Raw genomic sequence first — 17,178 nt, forward strand, 5'->3', positions numbered from 1 at the left:
ATTGTTGAGATGGAGTTGTCAGCTAGCCCAGATCGAACCAGCAGGTCGCAGGGTCGAGAGCATGGAGTTGCTTGTAAGAGCCGGAATAGAACAGCAACGGACGACCGTCCGACTCTTCCACGGCTTGTACATCGGCGGTATAGATCAGGTGATCGCCACCCTCGTGAACCGCGTTGGCGCGCACCGCGAGTTGCACCAAAGCACCGGCCAATACCGGGGCGTCGCCCAGTTGGCGATAGTCCACCGGCAGATCCGCCACAGGCCTACCGCCGAAGTGACTGCTCAGCGCTTCGTGTTCTTCCCGCAGAAAACAGATGCCGAACGCATCGCCGGGTTTGATCGCGCCAGCGAATCGCGCCTGATTGCGCACAGCGATCAAAACCATCGGCGGATCGACCGACAGAGACATAAAGGCGTTGGCCGTCATGCCGCTGAATTGCCCTTCGTGGATGAAGGTGATCACGGTCACGCCGGTGGCGAATTTGCCCATCACGCGGCGAAAAACCCGCGCGTCTATTGCTTTGGCTTGCATGGTCGTCTCCCGGTGAATACGCAGCGTTGCGCGCTTAGATAAACGGCGTGCCGGCGGTATTGCCGCAGAGAAGCCGGCCGTAGGTTTCGAAATTCAGAGAGGGGTTGACGATGCCGTGCAAAGAGGCCACCCGCGCGTCTTGCCAGATTTTGGTCATCGGGTTATTGGCCGAGGCCAACGAGCCACCCGAGGCCGACGCGAGCATGTCGACGGCTTGCCAGATCAAGGTTTCGGCGTAGCCGACATCGCGGCGTACCTTGGCGCGTTCGAGGTAATCCATGTAGACGCCCGATGCGGCGCTGGCATCAATGGTGTCGGCGTGGCGCTCAAGAATGACCCGCGCCGCGTCGATTTTCGCCGAGGCTTCGCCGACCACCAGATGGGTGACGGGCGCGTCGGCCTGCTTGCTGTACCAGGAATACTGGATGCCGCGACGTGGCAGCGTTTCGAGGAATGTTTCCAGTGCCGCGACGCCGAGGCCCAATGCAGGGAAGGCCAGAATGATCGCCAGCATCGGCATGCACGCCGCGCGATACGCCGACTCGCCTTCCAGATGCGTCGACTGGTAATTGCCTTCGATGGCCTGGCTGACCGACGCAATGCGCGAGTCCGGCACAAACACATTGCTGACTGACACGCTGGAACTGCCGCTGCCACTGAACCAATGACGTTCCAGTCATTGAGGATCTGCACCTGCTCGATCGGAATCAGCGCCGCGCCTTGGTCCAGCACTTTACCGTGCTCATCGACCAAGGGAATACCGAGCATGTCCCACGTCGCGTGGTAGACGCCGGAATTGAAGCCCCACACGCCCTCTTCGATCAGATAACCGCCCTCGACTTTGCGTACGACGGCTTTACGTGGCGATAGAACACCGACAACCCGAGCCGGTTTGGCGCCGCAGAACACCTCTTTTGCGGCCTCCTCGCCAAAGAACGACGCGGCACACCAGTTGGTAATGTTGGTCAGCGCCGTGACCCACGCCACCGATGCGTCACCACGACCGATTTCGGCGACCACATCAAGAAACGTCCGCACCGAAACCTGACTGCCGCCGTAACGACGCGGAATGGTCATGCCCAGCAATCCACCTGCATCCAAGTCAGCGAGCGTTAGTTCCGGCAGGCGTCCGAGACCGGCAGTTTCTTTGCTGCGTTCTTTCAGTGCAGGCACCAGCGAACGCGCATGAGCCAACAGGCTAGCGCTATTTCCAAAGGTGTCGGAGGCATTACCGGGTAGGTCGCTGCGTTGGAGCGAAGTCATGTTCTCACCTGTTTTTATCTTGTTTTGGGGTTCCCACGTCCAGCGAAGAAGCGCCGTCAACGTGTTATTGATATCCTCTACAAAAATGAGACAGTATTCAATTGTTTTCTTTTGCAGCATTTTCAACGCCCGAATCACTACATTTCAAAACGCTGTAAAGCACGTTATCCAACCGTTCATGGCCGCCTTCAGCCATGACCAATAACAAAAGAGGTTGTGCAATGCCCCAATTCAACGCCCCGCTCACCGATATGCGTTTTTTGCTTCACGAGGTTTTCTTGGCGCCTGCGATATGGGCTCGCTTGCCTGCACTGGCGCAGCAGATCGACGCCGCTACCGCTGATGCAATTCTCGAAGAGGCCGAAAAAGTGACCGGCGGCCTGATCGCCCCGCTCAATCGCAGCGGCGATGAAGAAGGCGCGCAATGGCGCGAAGGCAAGGTGCAAACACCTGCTGGATTCAAAGAGGCCTACGCAACTTATGCCGAAGGTGGCTGGGTCGGGCTTGGCGGTAATCCAGCGTTTGGCGGCATGGGTATGCCAAAAATGCTCGCGGTGTGTTTCGAGGAGATGCTTTACGGCGCCAATTGCAGTTTCGCGCTCTATTCAGCGTTGAGCTCCGGCGCCTGCCTGGCGATCGATGCGCATGCCAGCGAAGAACTGAAAAACCAATATCTGCCGCCGATGTACGAGGGGCGCTGGGCCGGTTCGATGTGCCTGACCGAAGCGCACGCCGGTACAGACTTAGGGCTGATCCGCACGACTGCGCAGGTGCAAGCGGACGGCAGTTATCGCATCAGCGGCAGCAAGATTTTCATCACCGGTGGTGAGCAGGACCTGACTGAAAACATCGTTCATCTGGTATTGGCCAAAGTGCCGGGCGCGCCGTCAGGGGCAAAAGGGATCTCTCTGTTTTTGGTGCCCAAGCGGCTGGTCAACGATGACGGATCGCTAGGGGACCACAATGCCGTCAGCTGTGGCTCCATCGAGCACAAGATGGGAATCAAGGCGTCTGCAACGTGCGTGATGAACTTTGACGGTGCCGGTGGCTGGTTGATCGGCGAGGAAAACAAAGGTCTCGCCGCCATGTTCACCATGATGAATTACGAGCGATTATCCATTGGCATTCAGGGCCTCGGTTGCGCAGAAGCCTCGTACCAGAATGCCCGCGCCTATGCGCTTGATCGGCTGCAAAGTCGCGCACCCAGCGGACCAGTCGCGGCGGACAAGGCTGCCGATCCGATCATCGTTCACCCGGACGTGCGTCGAATGTTGCTCAGCATGAAAGCCATGACCGAGGGTGGACGCGCGTTTGCCTGCTACGTCGGCCAGCAACTTGATCTAGCGAAATTTGCCGAGGAAACCGAAGAACAACAACGCGCCGCTGCGCTGGTAGCCCTGCTGACACCCGTGGCCAAAGCGTTTTTTACCGACAGCGGATTAGAGAGCTGCGTGACCGGTCAGCAGGTATTTGGCGGCCACGGCTACATTCGCGAATGGGGGCAGGAGCAGCTGGTTCGAGACGTGCGCATCGCGCAGATTTACGAGGGTACCAATGGCATCCAGGCGCTGGATCTGTTGGGGCGCAAAGTCGTTGGCAACGGTGGCGTCAGCCTGCGACTGTTCACTGATGAGATTGCACAGTTCACCCAGCAAAAAGACGCCCCATACCGCATCGAACTGGCCGCCGCCGCCGAACGGCTGAATGACCTCAGCCTCTGGTTGCTGGACAAAGCCAGCCTTGATGCCAATCTGGTTGGCAGTGCTTGCGTGGAATACCTGCAAGTCTTTGGTTATGTGGCATACGCCTACATATGGTCGCGTATGGCCCACACGGCGCAGAACAATCCCGACAGCGGCGCGGCGTTCTATCAAGCCAAACTGGCGACGGCGGAGTTCTTCTTCACGCGTCTGCTGCCACGGATTGATAGCCTGGAACAGTGCATCCGAGCGGGCAGTGGCGCGTTGTTCAGGATGCCGGCGGAGCAGTTTTAAGCGTTTGAGCCAAGGCGTTACCTCGGTAGCGGATCACGTTGCGTTGGTGATCACGCTACTGCGGAACGTCTGAGAGCATTTTTCCCAACAGACTCTCGAGGCACTTCAGCTCCTCAGTCGAGAGGCACTCCGTGAATTCATTCATGGCGGCGGCCTCCATCGGCGGGAACATTGATCTCAATGTTTCGCCTTTATCGGTCAACTTCAGACGCACCTGACGTCGATCGTGCCCGTCCTGACTACGCGCGATGAGTCCTTTACGTTCTAGACGATCGAGCATTCGCGTCATCGAAGCACTGTGGATGGATAGGTGCCGGCATAACGCGACCGCCGTGTCATCGCCGCGCCCCACAATCCTCAGCACTTTGAGTTGCGCGGCGGTGATGCCCAGCGGCATCAGGTGTCGATCCAGCAACCGATCTTTCAGCGTGGCCGTCAGCCCAAGCAATATTCCGAGGTGGACGGTTTTGAAGCTGGCGGCAGAAAATTTGGCCATATGTTCCCTCCTCTTCCAATGCATGGGCCGATCGTTGTGGCGCTTCCCGCCGCACTTAATCGATCAGATTTCGGGTACCAAAATCTTCTGAATGGCTGGACCGATAATCCTCACCAGTTCTTCATGTTCTACGGCCACCATCATCGGCACACCGATGATGCGTCGGCTGACCACCATGCCGACCAGCAACGACGCCGCGAGACCGGATCGCAGCTTTGCTTCAGGCTCCAGATGCTCGTGAGTACCACCGAGCAATCGCGATTGAATGAAAGCGCGTAGCTGATCGCGTGCCTGATCATTGACGAAGGCACCACGCAGCGTGGCCATCAACGGTTCCGACTCTTCCGGGATGCCCTCCCACGCGGTGAGAAACGCGCGCACTACCCGCTCGCCCAAGTGTTCGTCCGGGCCTTCATAGAGCGCGTCGAACCGCTCCAGAGCAGAAGCCGGGATTGCCATAACCGCCGCGAAGAGTTCGTCCTTGGAGCGGAAAAACTGCATCACTTGAGCCACATCGACCCCTGCGTCAGCCGCGATCAGACGGATAGTCGTGGCGGCAAAACCGTCGCTGGCGAAACGCGCACGTGCCGCTTCGAGCACCAGATGCCGCGTGCTGTTGGGGCCTGGTCGACGCCCACGACGCGGCGCAGGAGTGGTTTCTTTCTTCATAGTCATATCCAAATTATTACGAAACATCGTCCATATCAACGAGTGTTGAATTATTTTCTCGTCCGCCGTACCTTACTGGAATCGATCCCATAATCAAGAACAATAAGGAATCCAGCATGAGTCTGTCTCCTGCACCTGCGTTGAGCCCCGTGTTGACAGGTATTTTTGCCGGCCCTATCGTCGGACTCAAATACCAGACACCCACGCTATCCGGCGTGACCTCGGAGAATGGCGAATTTCACTACCGCGTCGGCGAGGCCATCAGCTTCCGGGTCGGCGGGATCGTGTTGGGCGCCATACCGGCCGCACCACGCCTGAATCTCGCGCAACTGGCCAATCGAGTCGACGGCAAGATCGACAAATTGCTCGATCCTTCGGTCACCAACCTCGCTCGTTTCGTGCATACCCTGGATCAGCAAGGCAGCATCGAGTCAGGCGTAAAAATTGCGCCGGTTGTGCACGAGCTGATTGGCGTCACACCGATCAATTTCAGTCCACCGGTGATGCCGATGGGCCAAGGCGGCGTGGTCGATTTTGCCAACGATCCGACGCTGCTGCAGATTCTCGAAACACTCAACGCCACGCCCGGTGTGTTCACCGACAAAACACCGCGCACACTGTGCGATGCAGCCACCAGCCGTAACGCATTACGCCGCAATATCCGCGGCATCATCAAGATGACCGATGTGCGCATTCCGTTGCGCGACGGCTCGTACGTTTGCGCCGACGTCTTCCGTCCTGCCGAGCCAGGCGAATACCCGATCGTCATGAGCAAGGGCTTTTACGGCAAGAGCTTTTACCACGACTGTATATGTAACGAGGCCGACGTCCTGCGCAAGGAGCAAATGGAGGATCGTTATTTCTCCGGCAACCCGGACGGCGCCCAATACGAAAACCATGAGACCGTCGACACCTCGGTGTGGGTGCCGGAAGGCTATGTGTGTATCCGCGTTGACGCGCGTGGTGTGTGCAAAAGCCCAGGACTGCAAGCGCCCTTCAGCGTTCAGGAAGCCGAAGATTATTACGACGCCATCGAATGGGCAGGCACTCAGCATTGGTCCAACGGCAACGTCGGGTTGTGGGGAATGTCGTACTTGGCGATGTCCCAGCACAGTGTCGCCAGCCTTCAACCTTCGCACCTCAAGGCGATGATCGCGCAAGGCACCGACGCGGATATCTATAACGAAGCCCTGTACGGCGGCGGCATCTTCGGCTCAGGCTTTTGGAACTGGTGGTGGAAGATCTGGTCAGGCAACAACCACTGTGGCGAGCGTCCGGAAACCGACTGGATGGCCCGCGTGCTGGCGACGCCGTTCAATGACATCAACGCCTACGGCCCGCGCGGCAGCATCTTCATGCGGCCGGACATGAGCAAAGCCACCGCCCCGGTGTGGATCGTCGGCCCACAAGTCGGTGCGATCATTCACCAACTCGGCAGCAGCGAAACCTACATCCGTTCCACCGCTGCTAAAGCGCGCAAATTCGATTTTGCCGATGCCTGGTTCCCGGACTCCTACAGCAACAAATCAATCGCCGAACACATGCGCTATTTCGATTACTGGCTCAAGGGCATCGACAACGGCGTGATGGACGAAGCGCCAGTGCGGGTGCAGGTGCGAACCGGCGGTGGTGCCCATTTTGTCTTGCATGAAAACGAGTGGCCGATTGCGCGTACCGAATACCGTCGCTGGTACCTCGATGCTCGCCCTTCAGACTGGCAAAACGACGGTCGTCGTCTCAACGTGCTGCGCATTACCGAATCGCTGCCAACCGCTCAAAGCCGCGCCGAATATGACGCGCACCTTGATCTGGGCACGCCAACTCTCGCGCCGGCGGGCTCCAGTGACGGCACGCCACGCTGGTCGACAGGTGTCTCGTTTGTCAGCGAGCCGATGAGCGAAGACATGACTCTCGCCGGCTACATGAAGGTCGGTCTGTGGGTGGAGTCCACCAGCGAGGATATGGACGTGTTTGTCTCGCTTCGGGTTCTCGATGAGCAGGATCGCGAAATTCGCTACGAATCCGTGGTGCTGCCGGTGGATCCGGTGCACATCCACCCGGTTGGGCATGGCTTACTGAAAGTGTCCCGCCGAACGCTGGACACCGAACGCACTACCGAGTATTGGCCGGTGCACACTCACTTGGAGAAAGACTGCGCACCACTTCAGCAAGGATACATTGTGCCGGTCGAAATCGGTCTCAACCCGAGCACCGCGATGATCCGCAAAGGCTGCCGTCTGCTGGTGGATATCCAGCCCTATGCGCCGGCCGGCGTACCGGTTCGTGCCTATGACAAAAGCTATCACGTCGATGCCGTGAACCGCATTTACACTGGGCCGGAGTACCCGAGCTTCCTGCAACTGCCGATCGTTCCCTGACCGGTCAAGCGTTGTAGCCTTGAATGTGGGCATAGTCCATCTGCCGTAATGAGGTGAAAACCATGCCCCCCATCAGTCAGTGGCGCTTGCGCACTTTCGGGGTGGCAGCAGCGTGTGCTGAATCGCCGGGGCGACCAACCCCACCAAGGTCTCCCGATCGGTAGCGGCAAGAATCGGCACGCCGATGATTTGTCGTCCGGTCACTATTCCCACCAGCATGGACAACGCCAGGCCTGCGCGCAGGCGCGCGTCTTGCCCAAGCGATTCGCCTGCGCCTGCGATCAACCGCGACTCAATGTAGTCGCGCAGTTGATGACGCGCCTGCTCGTTGACCATCGCATTTCTGAGCATCGCCATCAGCGGCTCCGACTCCTCTGGTGAGCCCTCCCACGCCTGTAGAAACGCGCGAACCACGCGCTCTCCAAGTTGCTTGTCGGTGCCGGCAAAAACAGCGCTGAGCTTCTCCAGAGCTGATTCCGGAATATTCATCACCGCTGCAAACAGCTCGTCCTTAGAGCGGAAAAACTGCATGACCATAGACACGTCAACGCTGGCATCGGCGGCCACGCGGCGCATCGTGGTCGCACCGAAACCGTCGCTGGCGAAACGCGCACGTGCCGCTTCAAGCACCGCTTGGCGGCTATTTCCCGAGCCAGGACGCCGCCCGGTTTTGATTTCACGGGCATCAGCTGTGGTGGGTTCTTCAGTGGTTTTCATGGCGCCGATATTTCCCTGTGCGTGGTCATTTTTCTGTGTTCGTTATGTCGAGATACATGCTATACATAAAAACTCAACACGTGTTGAGTTAATCGAAAATCAGACTTACACTCGCGCCGCTGCACTGCGCAAAACCAAGATCTGCACTACAAGAGGACCTCTTCATGAGCGATACCCTGCAGACTTTTACTCACGCCACGGCGCTGCCTGCTGGCGATAGCGGACACAATGTCCGCAAGTTGCAAACCGGTGTGTTTTCCGGTCCGGTTGCCGGCCTCAGATATCAGACTTCTACCTTCAGCGGGCTGACGAACGAACACGGTGAATTCCACTACCGCAAGGGCGAGCGGGTTGCCTTTCTGGTGGGTAACACACCGATCGGTTCCGCACTCGGCGCACCCCGCCTCAATCTGGCAGACATCGTCAGCCGCGTGGACGGCAACATCAACAAGTTGCTCGATGCCGGGCTGACAAACATTGCCCGCTTCCTCTGCTCGCTCGACCGCGAAGGAAATCTGGATAGCGGCATCTGCATCGACCCGGCAGCACACGAAATTATCGGCCAGTATCGCCTCAATTTCCGCCACGATATTTCCTTTGCCGGCCTCGCGTTGAACCCGGTGCTTGAGTTTGAACAGGACCCTTTGATCGCATCGGTGTTCGCCGAGCTTTCGGCCGCCGGCGTCTTTACCAATCGCACACCGCGCCAGCTCTGCCATGCGGCGACGGCACGCAATGAAGTCCGGCGAAACATTCTCGGCATTCTGCGTTTCAAGGACGTCAGGATTCCCCTGAAAAACGGCCTGCACGTGTACGCGGACGTGTTCCGTCCGGCCAAGCCTGGCCGCTTCCCGGTCATCATGAACTGCGGCCCTTATGGCCGGGCGTTCTACCATCACTCGATTACCGACGACGCCGACTTTGTCGCCCACGAGGACATGGAGGAGCGCTATTTCCACGGCAATCCCGAAGGGCAAGTGTTTGAGAATCACGAAACAGCCAACTCGGTGGATTGGGTGCCGCATGACTATGTACTGGTGCGTGTGGATGGCCCTGGCTCAGGCAAAAACCCGGGGACACTTGCGCCATTTGGCATAGAAACGGCCGAAGCCTTTCGCGATGCGATTGACTGGGCGGGAGTACAGCCCTGGTCAAACGGTAATGTCGGGCTGTGGGGTATGTCGTACTACGCGATGAGCCAGCACGCAGCGGCAAGCCTTGAGCCGCAGCATCTGAAAGCAATGATCGCCATCGGCACCGATGTTGATCTGTACGAGGAGGTTGCCTATACCGGCGGTATCCTCAACGAGGAGTTCTTCAGCCACTGGTACAAGGCCGGCGTACTGGCTGCGGTGTGTGGTGAGCCAAATGCAGTCGACTTTATCGGCATGCTCAAGGAGGCCACGTTCAAGGATTCGGATACCGCCAAGGCGTTCGGCCCACACTCGACGATTCTGATGAACCCGGACATGAGCAAAGTGAACGTGCCGCTGTGGTCCATTGCCTGCACAACGCACATGGCGCATTTCCATCAGCTCGGCAGCAGCGAGGCTTATCTGGCCACGAACACGGCGTCGAAGAAGATCGACTTCTGGGAAGACTGGTTCACCAAAGCTTATTCGCGAACCGCCATCGGCGATCATCGGGCGTTTTTTGACCATTGGTTGAAAGGCATCGACAACGGCATCATGGACACCCCTCCGGTGCGTCTTGAGATTCGAAGTGGCAATGGCGCCTCCTACATTCAGGAAGAGCACGAATGGCCCATCGCAAGAACGAACTATCCGCAGTGGTTCTTCGATGCCACGCCATCAGACTGGCAAGGCGACGAGCACCGCGACGACTTTCTGCGTCTGGCGTTGACCCCTCCGGTCGTCAGCGGGCAGGCCGATTACTCCGCGCAAATTCCCTTGGCGCTGCGCACGGGCATCCCGCCGTGCTTTCTTCCCGTCAAACCCCCTTCAGTACTGGAAATATGGAAAACCGGCATTTCGTTCATCAGTGATCCCGTGACGCAAGACATGGTGTTCGCGGGGTATGGCAAAGCGCGGCTGTGGGTGTCTTCCACCAGCGAGGACATGGATATCTTCGTGAGCCTGCGCGTACTCGATGAAAACGGCCTGGAAGTCGACTACGCCGGCCCGACCACAATGGGCATGAACGTACCCAACTATCCCTTGGCCAAGGGCTGGTTGAAGGCGTCGCATCGCCAAGTGGATGCATCGCGTACCACCGAGTACACGGTCAAGCACACGCACCTTAAAGCCGACCATGCACCGCTCGAAAGCGATGAAGTGGTAATGGTTGAAATCGAGATCATTCCCAACACAGCGTTGATCCGCAAGGGTTACCGCCTGCGCGTGGATATCCAGCCTTTCGACGGTGTCGATCACGGCCCTCGGCACGGATATGACAGCGCCTGCCACGACGGCGCGCGAAATACGGTCTACAGCGGACCGGATCGCCAGGGTTTTATTCAGCTTCCGATTGTTCCAGCGAAAGCACCGTTGCACCTCTAACAAAAATGAGTACAGGAGATAGCTATGACGCTCGAAGAACTTGCCGCGCGCACCGAAATTCACGATGTCCTGCTGCGCTATTGCCGTGGCCTTGACCGGATTGACATGTCACTGGTGCGTGGCGCTTTCCATAAAGACGCCTACATCCACTTTCCAGAAAGCCTTCATGTCGGCGGCGCCGAGGGGTTTTTTCAGTTCCTGACTGACGAAATGCCACGGTTTAACCGTACTCAGCATTTCCTGGGAAATAGCCTGGTCGAATTCGATGGCCCCGAGATTGCGTTCGTTGAAACCTATCTGCAGGCTGACCACGCCGCTTCAGAGCGTCATCACTGGAAAGGCGATACGGTTAAATTATGGGCGCGCTATTTTGATCGATTTGAACGTCGTGACGGTGTTTGGCTGATTGCCGAGCGGCGTCTCATGGTCGATTTGATGTACCGCTATCCAAGGGGAAACTGGTTCGACGATCATCCAGACGCTTCCGGCAGTCCGCGTGACGGCACTGATCGGGTATTGCGCAAGGTGGCCGGTTATTCGGGCACCCCGATCGGGCAAAAATCACTCGCAGACGCTTGATCGACGAACACCAGAGGGGCAATGCCCCTCTGCACCCTCCCCCGCAAAACGCCGCGATTATTGCAACCTGCGAACGGCCGGCTGGTTACCAAACCGGAAACGGCTGAGCAGTTGAATGTGCTCCTGGGTCACCTGTTGGATTGCACTGATCGCCGCCATCATCAGCGCTGAAGGCTTTGGCCCGGTCGGCTGCACTAACAGCAGCTCCAGCGTCAGGCCGGCACCGGCAAAGGGGTTGATCCTGAAGTCCCGCTCTGCAGGTTCAACACTGAAATCGTGAACGAATAGCAGGCCGGGAAGAATCGCCATCCACTCGCTCTGCCTGATCAGGTCGAGCGTGGCCAGCACCGCATCGAGCTGGTAACAGGGGCCCGGCCCCGAAAGAGCTTCCAGTTGTGATCCGATCCACTGAGCATATTCGCGACTGTCAGGGGCCAGCAGCTTAAACCCCGTCAGTTCGTCGAGCTCAATCAGTTCGCCATGCTCGAAGCCACTGTCATGGGTGATTGACGAGACCAGAAACGCAGGTGTGGCGGCAAATACTGTCGTGGACAGATCCGCCGGTGGCTGCGAAATCGATGGGATGATCGCAAAGTCGAGTTCGCCGGCCCGCACCATGTCGATCAGCATGTTACTCGGGGCGTCGATCACCGCGATTGAGGCATTGGGATTCTGCGACATCAGACGCAAATAGGCCGGCGCGAGCTGATAGGTCGCCAGTGTCGGTGTTACCCCGAAGCGAACTTCGCCGGGCAGGCCCTGCTCGAATGTATCCAGCGACCGCAGTGCCCTGGAATTGGCCGCCACCACTTCCAGACAATGCTGATAAAAGGAGGTGCCCGCAGCGGTAGGCTCTACACCTTTCAGTCGGTCAAACAGCTGCACGCCGAGCATTTCTTCGATCTGTTTGATGTGCTGGGATATGCCCGACTGAGTGGCGAACTCACGTGCTGCCGCCGCCGTGAATGATCGCGTCTCGTACACCGCCACGAACATTTGCATTTCCCGCAAACCGGGTAGCGAGTCATTCATGGCGCGATACCTCTTTGAAGTCTGCGTTTGACGACTGCTCGCCATGGGCGATACGGATCGGTATCGCGTTGATGTCTTCGGTAGCCTTCTTCAAAAACTCGATGAAGTTCTGGGCAATCATCGACAAGGGTTTGCGCGCCGGCTCTACCAGCAGCATTTCGTCCCAGAGAATCGGATCGGCCAGCGGGTTAAGCGTAAAACGCTTGCGCCGCAGATCGTCGGCGATAAACAGGCCAGAAATAATCGCCGCCCAGTGGCTGGAGCGCACCAGATCCATGGCGCCCAGCATGGACTCGAACCAGTTGAGGCGCTGCACGACTTGCACCTTGTGATCGATCAGGTACTGCTCCAGCAGCGGTCGTCGTCCGATCGGCAGCACCAGGTGCAAGTCCTTGATGTCGCTCAGACGCACCGGTTCGCAGTGCGGCAAGCCTGAGTCAGGTGAGGACACCAGAAACGCCGGTGTTCTGGTGAACAACGATGTACTCAGCCCGACCGCCCCGCCACCGCCGTCGTAAGACATGCGTTGCGTGATGGCGAAATCCAGCATGCCACGACGCACTGCGGTCGCAATCACGCTGCCTGCGCCTTCGGTAAGGTGCACGGAAACGTTGGGGTAAGCGGCTTCAAAAGCCAGCAGTGCGCGGCTGAATACCGAACGCGTCATGGTCGGGATCATGCCTATACGCAGCGAACCGTCCGACGGCTCTGCGCGATGACCGACTGCGTTGCAGGCGCTTTCGTGCTGACGTAGCAACTGCACACATTGCTGGTAATAGGCATGCCCGGCGGGCGTGGGAATAATCGTGCGGTCGCGGGCGAACAGCCGCACGCCCAATTGATTTTCCAACTGCCGAACATGCGCAGACACGCCGGACTGTCCCAGCCCTTCGCGGCTGGCAGCAACGGTGAAGGAGCCTTCCTCGTACACGGCAACAAACATGCGGATGTGCATCAGCTTGGGGAGCATCATGCGCGGAATCGTCTCTTATTATGCTTGCTGATCACCGCCAGCAATTTATAGGTGGCTCGTACTCTATCCATATCGGGAATGGCTTGCCAGCCCTGATCCAACCTCGATGAACAGGCGCAAAATCACAGGCTCCGGACAGGCGAAAAAAGGGGTTAACGAGGGAGACGACGGCAAGACTATGCTTGCCGATCGTCCATGAACCGAAAGATGACGGTTCAGCAGGTTTTCATCATGCCGCCATCGACAGCCAGCACCTGTCCCGTCACGAACTGTGCGTCCTCGCTGGTCAAAAACAGCATTGGCCCGACAATGTCGTTGGGCACCGCCATTCTCTTGAAGGCCTGTAAATTGACAATGCTATCGCGTACGACGTCGGGTATATGGCTGGTGCCGGGTGTCGCGGTCAGTGCGGGCGCGAGCGTATTGACGGTAATGAAGTCCTTGCCCAGATCATTCGCCAGTCCTCGGGTGAAGCCAATGATGCCCATCTTGCTTGCCATGTAATGACTGACGCCAACAGCGTTGGTGACAATCGATGTCGAAGAGACGTTGACGATGCGCCCCCAGCCATTAATACGCATCATCGGCACGAAGACTTTTGCGCTCAAAAACATACTGTCGAGATTGATCTCAAAAGTGCGCCGCCAGGTTTTGAATTCCAATTCATCAAAGTGCACATTGGGGTAGATCCCGGCGTTGTTGACCAGAATATCGCAGCGACCATAGTGGTTTTTGACGACCTCGCCGGCAGCGATCCAGTCGGCTTCCTGGCTGACATCACAATGAATGGCAATAGCTTGGCCGCCCGCCTCCTCAATCCGCTCGCGGGTTTGCGAAAGATCGGCGATGTCCAGCAGTGCCAGAGCGGCGCCACGTTGTGCCAGCTGAATCGCCAGTTCCTGGCCAATGCCCTTGGCAGCGCCCGAAACAACTGCGACGCGATTTTTATGGGTTCGCACGGTGTCTACCCCAAAGGTTAAAGGTTGTCGTTGCCCCGCCGCGCGCCACTATCGAGTAGCGCGGCAAGGTCAGGGTTAGCCACCAAAGCGCGGCTCTGGCAGCCCTTGCACCCCTAAACCACGCACGGCGAAAAGACTCCCGCGCATCATGTTGTCACCTGGATAGCGTGGCAACGGCGGCTTGGCCATCGAAGTGACAAACAACGTGTCCATGTCAGGCCCGCCAAAGTTGACGCTGGTGACTTTCTTTACCGGCATTTCGATGACCCGATCGAGGCTGCCGTCCGGCGCAAAGCGGCACAACTTTCCGGCGTAGACCTGAGCATTCCAAAGGTAGCCTTCGGAATCGACAGTCGAGCCGTCAGTGGCTGTCGCCTCGGTAAAGCCTGCTTTGGTGAAGGTGCGACGGTTGGCAATGCCGCCGGTTTCGAGGTCATAGTCATACGCCCAGATTTCACCGGAAAAAGTATCGGAGAAATAGAACGTCGAACCGTCGGGGCTCCAGCATGGCCCGTTGGAAATCGCGAAACCTGAATCGAGCGTATGCACCGACAGATCCGGGTCGATACGAAACAGCGTGCCATCGGCAAAGCCCTCGCGGGTGTCCATGCTGCCGACGATGAAACGCCCACGCGCGTCAACCTTGCCATCGTTCAAGCGGTTATGCGGCTTGCCAGCCTCGGGATTGACGATCAGCTGTGTCTCGCCCGTGTCGAAGTCGAGGAAGTGAAACCCCGAACCCAGCGCCACAATGGCGCCGCCATTACGACGCAGCGCCATCGATCCGATGGTGTCGGGCATTTCCCACGTACGCACCTCGCGCCCGTCAGCGGTGCAGCGATAAACGCGACCGCCGACCACGTCGATCCAGTACAGGCGCTGCTCCTGCACATCCCATACAGGGCCCTCACCGATGGTGGTTTTTACGTCCACCAGAACATCGATCTGCATGTTATCTCCTGGATTTTCCTGAACTGGAATGAGGCGATCCGACCCAAGCTGAACCGCGATATTGAACGGGGCTGCTTAAGCTTTTGGTGGTTCGGCAATGGTGATGAACACGCCGTAAGGGTCTTTGAAGCTGAACCAGGTCATGGTCAGGTTTTGCCCAGGCTTGCGGATGATGATGTCTTTGGGCGCGCAAACCACTTCGACACCTTCGTACGCGCTGATCTTTTCAAAGGCTTCGCGAGTGTTTTCAACCAGCAGTGCGAGACGGGTAATCCCGACCTGATTCATCAAGTCGTAAGGGCCATCGCCGATGATCGTTGCTGGTTTGGTGTACTCGATCAGGTTGATTTCGGTGGCGTGCTTGGCATCGGCACCTGCGGTGAGGATGTGATGGGCGTAAATGCTGATCTCATCTTCGGCGAAACCCAGCAGCGGGCCATCCGCTTCATCGGTTCTGGTTTCAAAGGTCGAAACAAAACCCAGTACATCGCGGTAGAACTTGAGAGCCTGATCAACGTCGGGGACGGTGATGCAAACGTGAAGCAGTTTTTTAACCAGTGCGTTCATGACTTTTACCGCCCTTTAATTAGCCGTTCCAGGTGTTAGTGAGGTCGTAACGCGTTGCCCATTGAACGTCATACACCTTGTCGCCCCAGGTCTTTGTCTTGTCTTCACCGGCTTCAATGCGCGACGGACTCTTCATCCAGTCTTCGAATTTTTCCTGGCTGTCGAATTCATAAATCGTCAGGTACGTCGGGCACGGCTGGGTGGTTACGCCGACGTGATAGGTCTCCTCGGCCAGTTTGAAGCGGCTGACTTTTCTCACGCAGTCGCCCTGCATCAACATCGGTACGTGCACGTCGTCGTACCAAACATTGAACTTGTCTTCGTCTTCCGCTGAGCAATTGATGCCCACTGTCCAGATAACGCTCTGGTCATTCATGATTAGTTCCCAATATAAAAAGTTGCTCTTCGCCAGAGCCCCACAATGGAATTTCGGGCAATAGAAACCCCAGACCACTTCCGTCAAACAATCGGAAGTGGATCCGTCGTTGCTATTAACTGATTACTTTTTGGCGATGGCTTCGAAGAACCGGACCTTGCCTTCTTCGCGATGACTGCGCAGCGTGTGGGTGGTCATCACCGGATGCTGTTCGTACGCGGGTTCAGGCACATTCGGGTTGCCTGTCCAGGAAATCAGCCGGCACACACGATTGCTGATGCGCCAGCCTTTGTCGGTGCGCACCAGAATATCGTCGTACCAGCCACGGCCAACCCAGTCAGGGCCACCCACTGCCGAATCACGGGACAGCAGCCAGTCACCGTAGGTCAGCGCGTAGGCTGTGTCGCCCTCCACGTGTACGCAGGAACCGGTCATGGTGTGCATGTGATTGGTCAGTGTTTCGTGAAAGTCCTTGAAGGCGAACTTCAGCGCACCGACCGACTTCCAGACGGCGCCGGCCGGCCCGAAATCAGCGTGGGCATCCTCGGTAAACACCTCGTCCAGCAAGTCCCAGGCGTGAGCGTCCAACGCGACGCCATACAGGTTGATGACATCAATAATTTCGGACTTGTCTTGTGTGACACTCATTTAAATTCTCCGATTTTTTCCGAGTAATAAATTCTACAAACACGGATTACTTGCAGTACTCAATCACTTCCAGAACGTTGTCGAACGGATCTTTGAACGTGAGGATCTTGAATTTACCGCCGGTTGGCGCGATCACCACTTGTGGCTCGCAGAGAAAAACGATGTCGCCGCGTGCCTTGAGCTTCTCATGAATGGCATCGGTGTCGTCTACACCAAACGCCATACGGTTGATGCCAGCGTGGTTCAGCGGCGCAGAAGTGTTTTTGTTGACCACGGTTTTTGGCTCGACGAATTCGATCAGGTCGATAACCGTGGCGTTGTCCTTGTCTTTGCCGACGAGGTGATCGGCATGGATTTCAATGATCTGGTTCGGGAAACCAAGGATTTCACCGGGTGCCCTTTCGTGTCGCAGTTTGCCGATGGACTCAAGGCCGAGCACGCCGCAGTAAAACTCAAGTGCAGCATCGATATCAGCAACGGTGATGCACACGTGAAACAGGCGATTGATATAGCGATCCATGGTGT

The 17,178-nt window shown here is 57.5% G+C and carries 17 protein-coding genes and 1 pseudogene; 4 read left to right on the top strand and 14 right to left on the bottom strand.

The features are described from left to right. Positions 1-22: 22 nt before the first annotated feature. From ACIOZM_RS00465 to ACIOZM_RS00475, 3 genes and pseudogenes are all read right to left on the bottom strand, one after another. A complete protein-coding gene (locus ACIOZM_RS00465) occupies positions 23-532 on the bottom strand; it encodes a flavin reductase family protein (RefSeq protein ID WP_401208143.1) in 510 nt (169 codons plus the stop codon). A 34-nt stretch (positions 533-566) separates the two neighbouring features. Then, positions 567-1,169, bottom strand: a complete 603-nt coding sequence (locus ACIOZM_RS00470; protein ID WP_401208146.1) for a hypothetical protein — start codon at positions 1,167-1,169, stop codon at positions 567-569. A gap of 329 nt (positions 1,170-1,498) precedes the next feature. Next, a pseudogene (locus ACIOZM_RS00475) lies at positions 1,499-1,915 on the bottom strand (acyl-CoA dehydrogenase family protein); the annotation flags it as partial. Positions 1,916-2,016: 101 nt separating this feature from the next. Between ACIOZM_RS00475 and ACIOZM_RS00480 the strand changes: the two are divergent. Further along, on the top strand, positions 2,017-3,789 hold the full coding sequence (locus tag ACIOZM_RS00480; RefSeq protein WP_401208148.1) for an acyl-CoA dehydrogenase C-terminal domain-containing protein: 1,773 nt from the start codon (positions 2,017-2,019) through the stop codon (positions 3,787-3,789). A 55-nt stretch (positions 3,790-3,844) separates the two neighbouring features. On the opposite strand, the gene ACIOZM_RS00485 is transcribed toward ACIOZM_RS00480, so the two are convergent. Together ACIOZM_RS00485 and ACIOZM_RS00490 are read right to left on the bottom strand one after the other, a co-directional pair. Beyond that, positions 3,845-4,285 (bottom strand): MarR family winged helix-turn-helix transcriptional regulator, encoded by a 441-nt coding sequence (locus ACIOZM_RS00485; RefSeq protein WP_401208151.1) that lies wholly within the window; start codon positions 4,283-4,285, stop codon positions 3,845-3,847. Positions 4,286-4,348: 63 nt separating this feature from the next. Continuing rightward, positions 4,349-4,954, bottom strand: coding sequence for a TetR family transcriptional regulator (locus tag ACIOZM_RS00490; protein ID WP_401208154.1), 606 nt, complete (start codon positions 4,952-4,954; stop codon positions 4,349-4,351). Positions 4,955-5,070: 116 nt separating this feature from the next. Between ACIOZM_RS00490 and ACIOZM_RS00495 the strand changes: the two genes are divergently transcribed. Further along, positions 5,071-7,332: a CocE/NonD family hydrolase gene (locus tag ACIOZM_RS00495; protein ID WP_401208156.1), complete on the top strand. Its 2,262-nt coding sequence runs from the start codon at positions 5,071-5,073 to the stop codon at positions 7,330-7,332. Between the two features lie 72 nt (positions 7,333-7,404). Here ACIOZM_RS00495 and ACIOZM_RS00500 read toward each other — a convergent pair whose 3' ends face one another. Further along, complete coding sequence (locus ACIOZM_RS00500) at positions 7,405-8,049, bottom strand: TetR family transcriptional regulator (RefSeq protein ID WP_401208158.1); 645 nt, start codon at positions 8,047-8,049, stop codon at positions 7,405-7,407. 164 nt (positions 8,050-8,213) lie between these two features. On the opposite strand from ACIOZM_RS00500, the gene ACIOZM_RS00505 reads away from it, so the two are divergent. Continuing rightward, positions 8,214-10,568 carry a CocE/NonD family hydrolase gene (locus ACIOZM_RS00505; protein WP_401208161.1) on the top strand — a complete coding sequence of 785 codons (2,355 nt, stop codon included), beginning with the start codon at positions 8,214-8,216 and terminating at the stop codon, positions 10,566-10,568. Between the two features lie 24 nt (positions 10,569-10,592). Beyond that, entirely contained in the window at positions 10,593-11,147 is a 555-nt protein-coding gene (locus tag ACIOZM_RS00510) for a nuclear transport factor 2 family protein (protein WP_401208164.1), read from the top strand. Between the two features lie 57 nt (positions 11,148-11,204). On the opposite strand, the gene ACIOZM_RS00515 is transcribed toward ACIOZM_RS00510, so the two are convergent. From ACIOZM_RS00515 to ACIOZM_RS00550, 8 genes are all read right to left on the bottom strand, one after another. Then, complete coding sequence (locus tag ACIOZM_RS00515) at positions 11,205-12,179, bottom strand: LysR substrate-binding domain-containing protein (protein ID WP_401208166.1); 975 nt, start codon at positions 12,177-12,179, stop codon at positions 11,205-11,207. After that, positions 12,172-13,152: a LysR family transcriptional regulator gene (locus ACIOZM_RS00520; RefSeq protein ID WP_401208168.1), complete on the bottom strand. Its 981-nt coding sequence runs from the start codon at positions 13,150-13,152 to the stop codon at positions 12,172-12,174. Before ACIOZM_RS00520 ends, ACIOZM_RS00515 begins: the two co-directional genes overlap by 8 nt. A gap of 215 nt (positions 13,153-13,367) precedes the next feature. Further along, positions 13,368-14,111 carry an SDR family NAD(P)-dependent oxidoreductase gene (locus tag ACIOZM_RS00525; RefSeq protein WP_401208171.1) on the bottom strand — a complete coding sequence of 248 codons (744 nt, stop codon included), beginning with the start codon at positions 14,109-14,111 and terminating at the stop codon, positions 13,368-13,370. A 75-nt stretch (positions 14,112-14,186) separates the two neighbouring features. Beyond that, positions 14,187-15,062 (bottom strand): SMP-30/gluconolactonase/LRE family protein, encoded by an 876-nt coding sequence (locus ACIOZM_RS00530; RefSeq protein ID WP_401208174.1) that lies wholly within the window; start codon positions 15,060-15,062, stop codon positions 14,187-14,189. 75 nt (positions 15,063-15,137) lie between these two features. Beyond that, positions 15,138-15,629: a VOC family protein gene (locus ACIOZM_RS00535; RefSeq protein WP_401208177.1), complete on the bottom strand. Its 492-nt coding sequence runs from the start codon at positions 15,627-15,629 to the stop codon at positions 15,138-15,140. A 19-nt stretch (positions 15,630-15,648) separates the two neighbouring features. After that, positions 15,649-16,005 carry a DUF4286 family protein gene (locus ACIOZM_RS00540; RefSeq protein ID WP_017337777.1) on the bottom strand — a complete coding sequence of 119 codons (357 nt, stop codon included), beginning with the start codon at positions 16,003-16,005 and terminating at the stop codon, positions 15,649-15,651. 123 nt (positions 16,006-16,128) lie between these two features. Then, a complete protein-coding gene (locus ACIOZM_RS00545; RefSeq protein WP_017337776.1) occupies positions 16,129-16,653 on the bottom strand; it encodes a nuclear transport factor 2 family protein in 525 nt (174 codons plus the stop codon). Positions 16,654-16,699: 46 nt separating this feature from the next. Further along, a complete protein-coding gene (locus tag ACIOZM_RS00550; RefSeq protein WP_401208181.1) occupies positions 16,700-17,173 on the bottom strand; it encodes a VOC family protein in 474 nt (157 codons plus the stop codon). Positions 17,174-17,178 lie beyond the last annotated feature (5 nt).

Origin of the sequence: Pseudomonas sp. NPDC087346, from assembly GCF_044744235.1 — a bacterium.
GTDB lineage: Bacteria > Pseudomonadota > Gammaproteobacteria > Pseudomonadales > Pseudomonadaceae > Aquipseudomonas.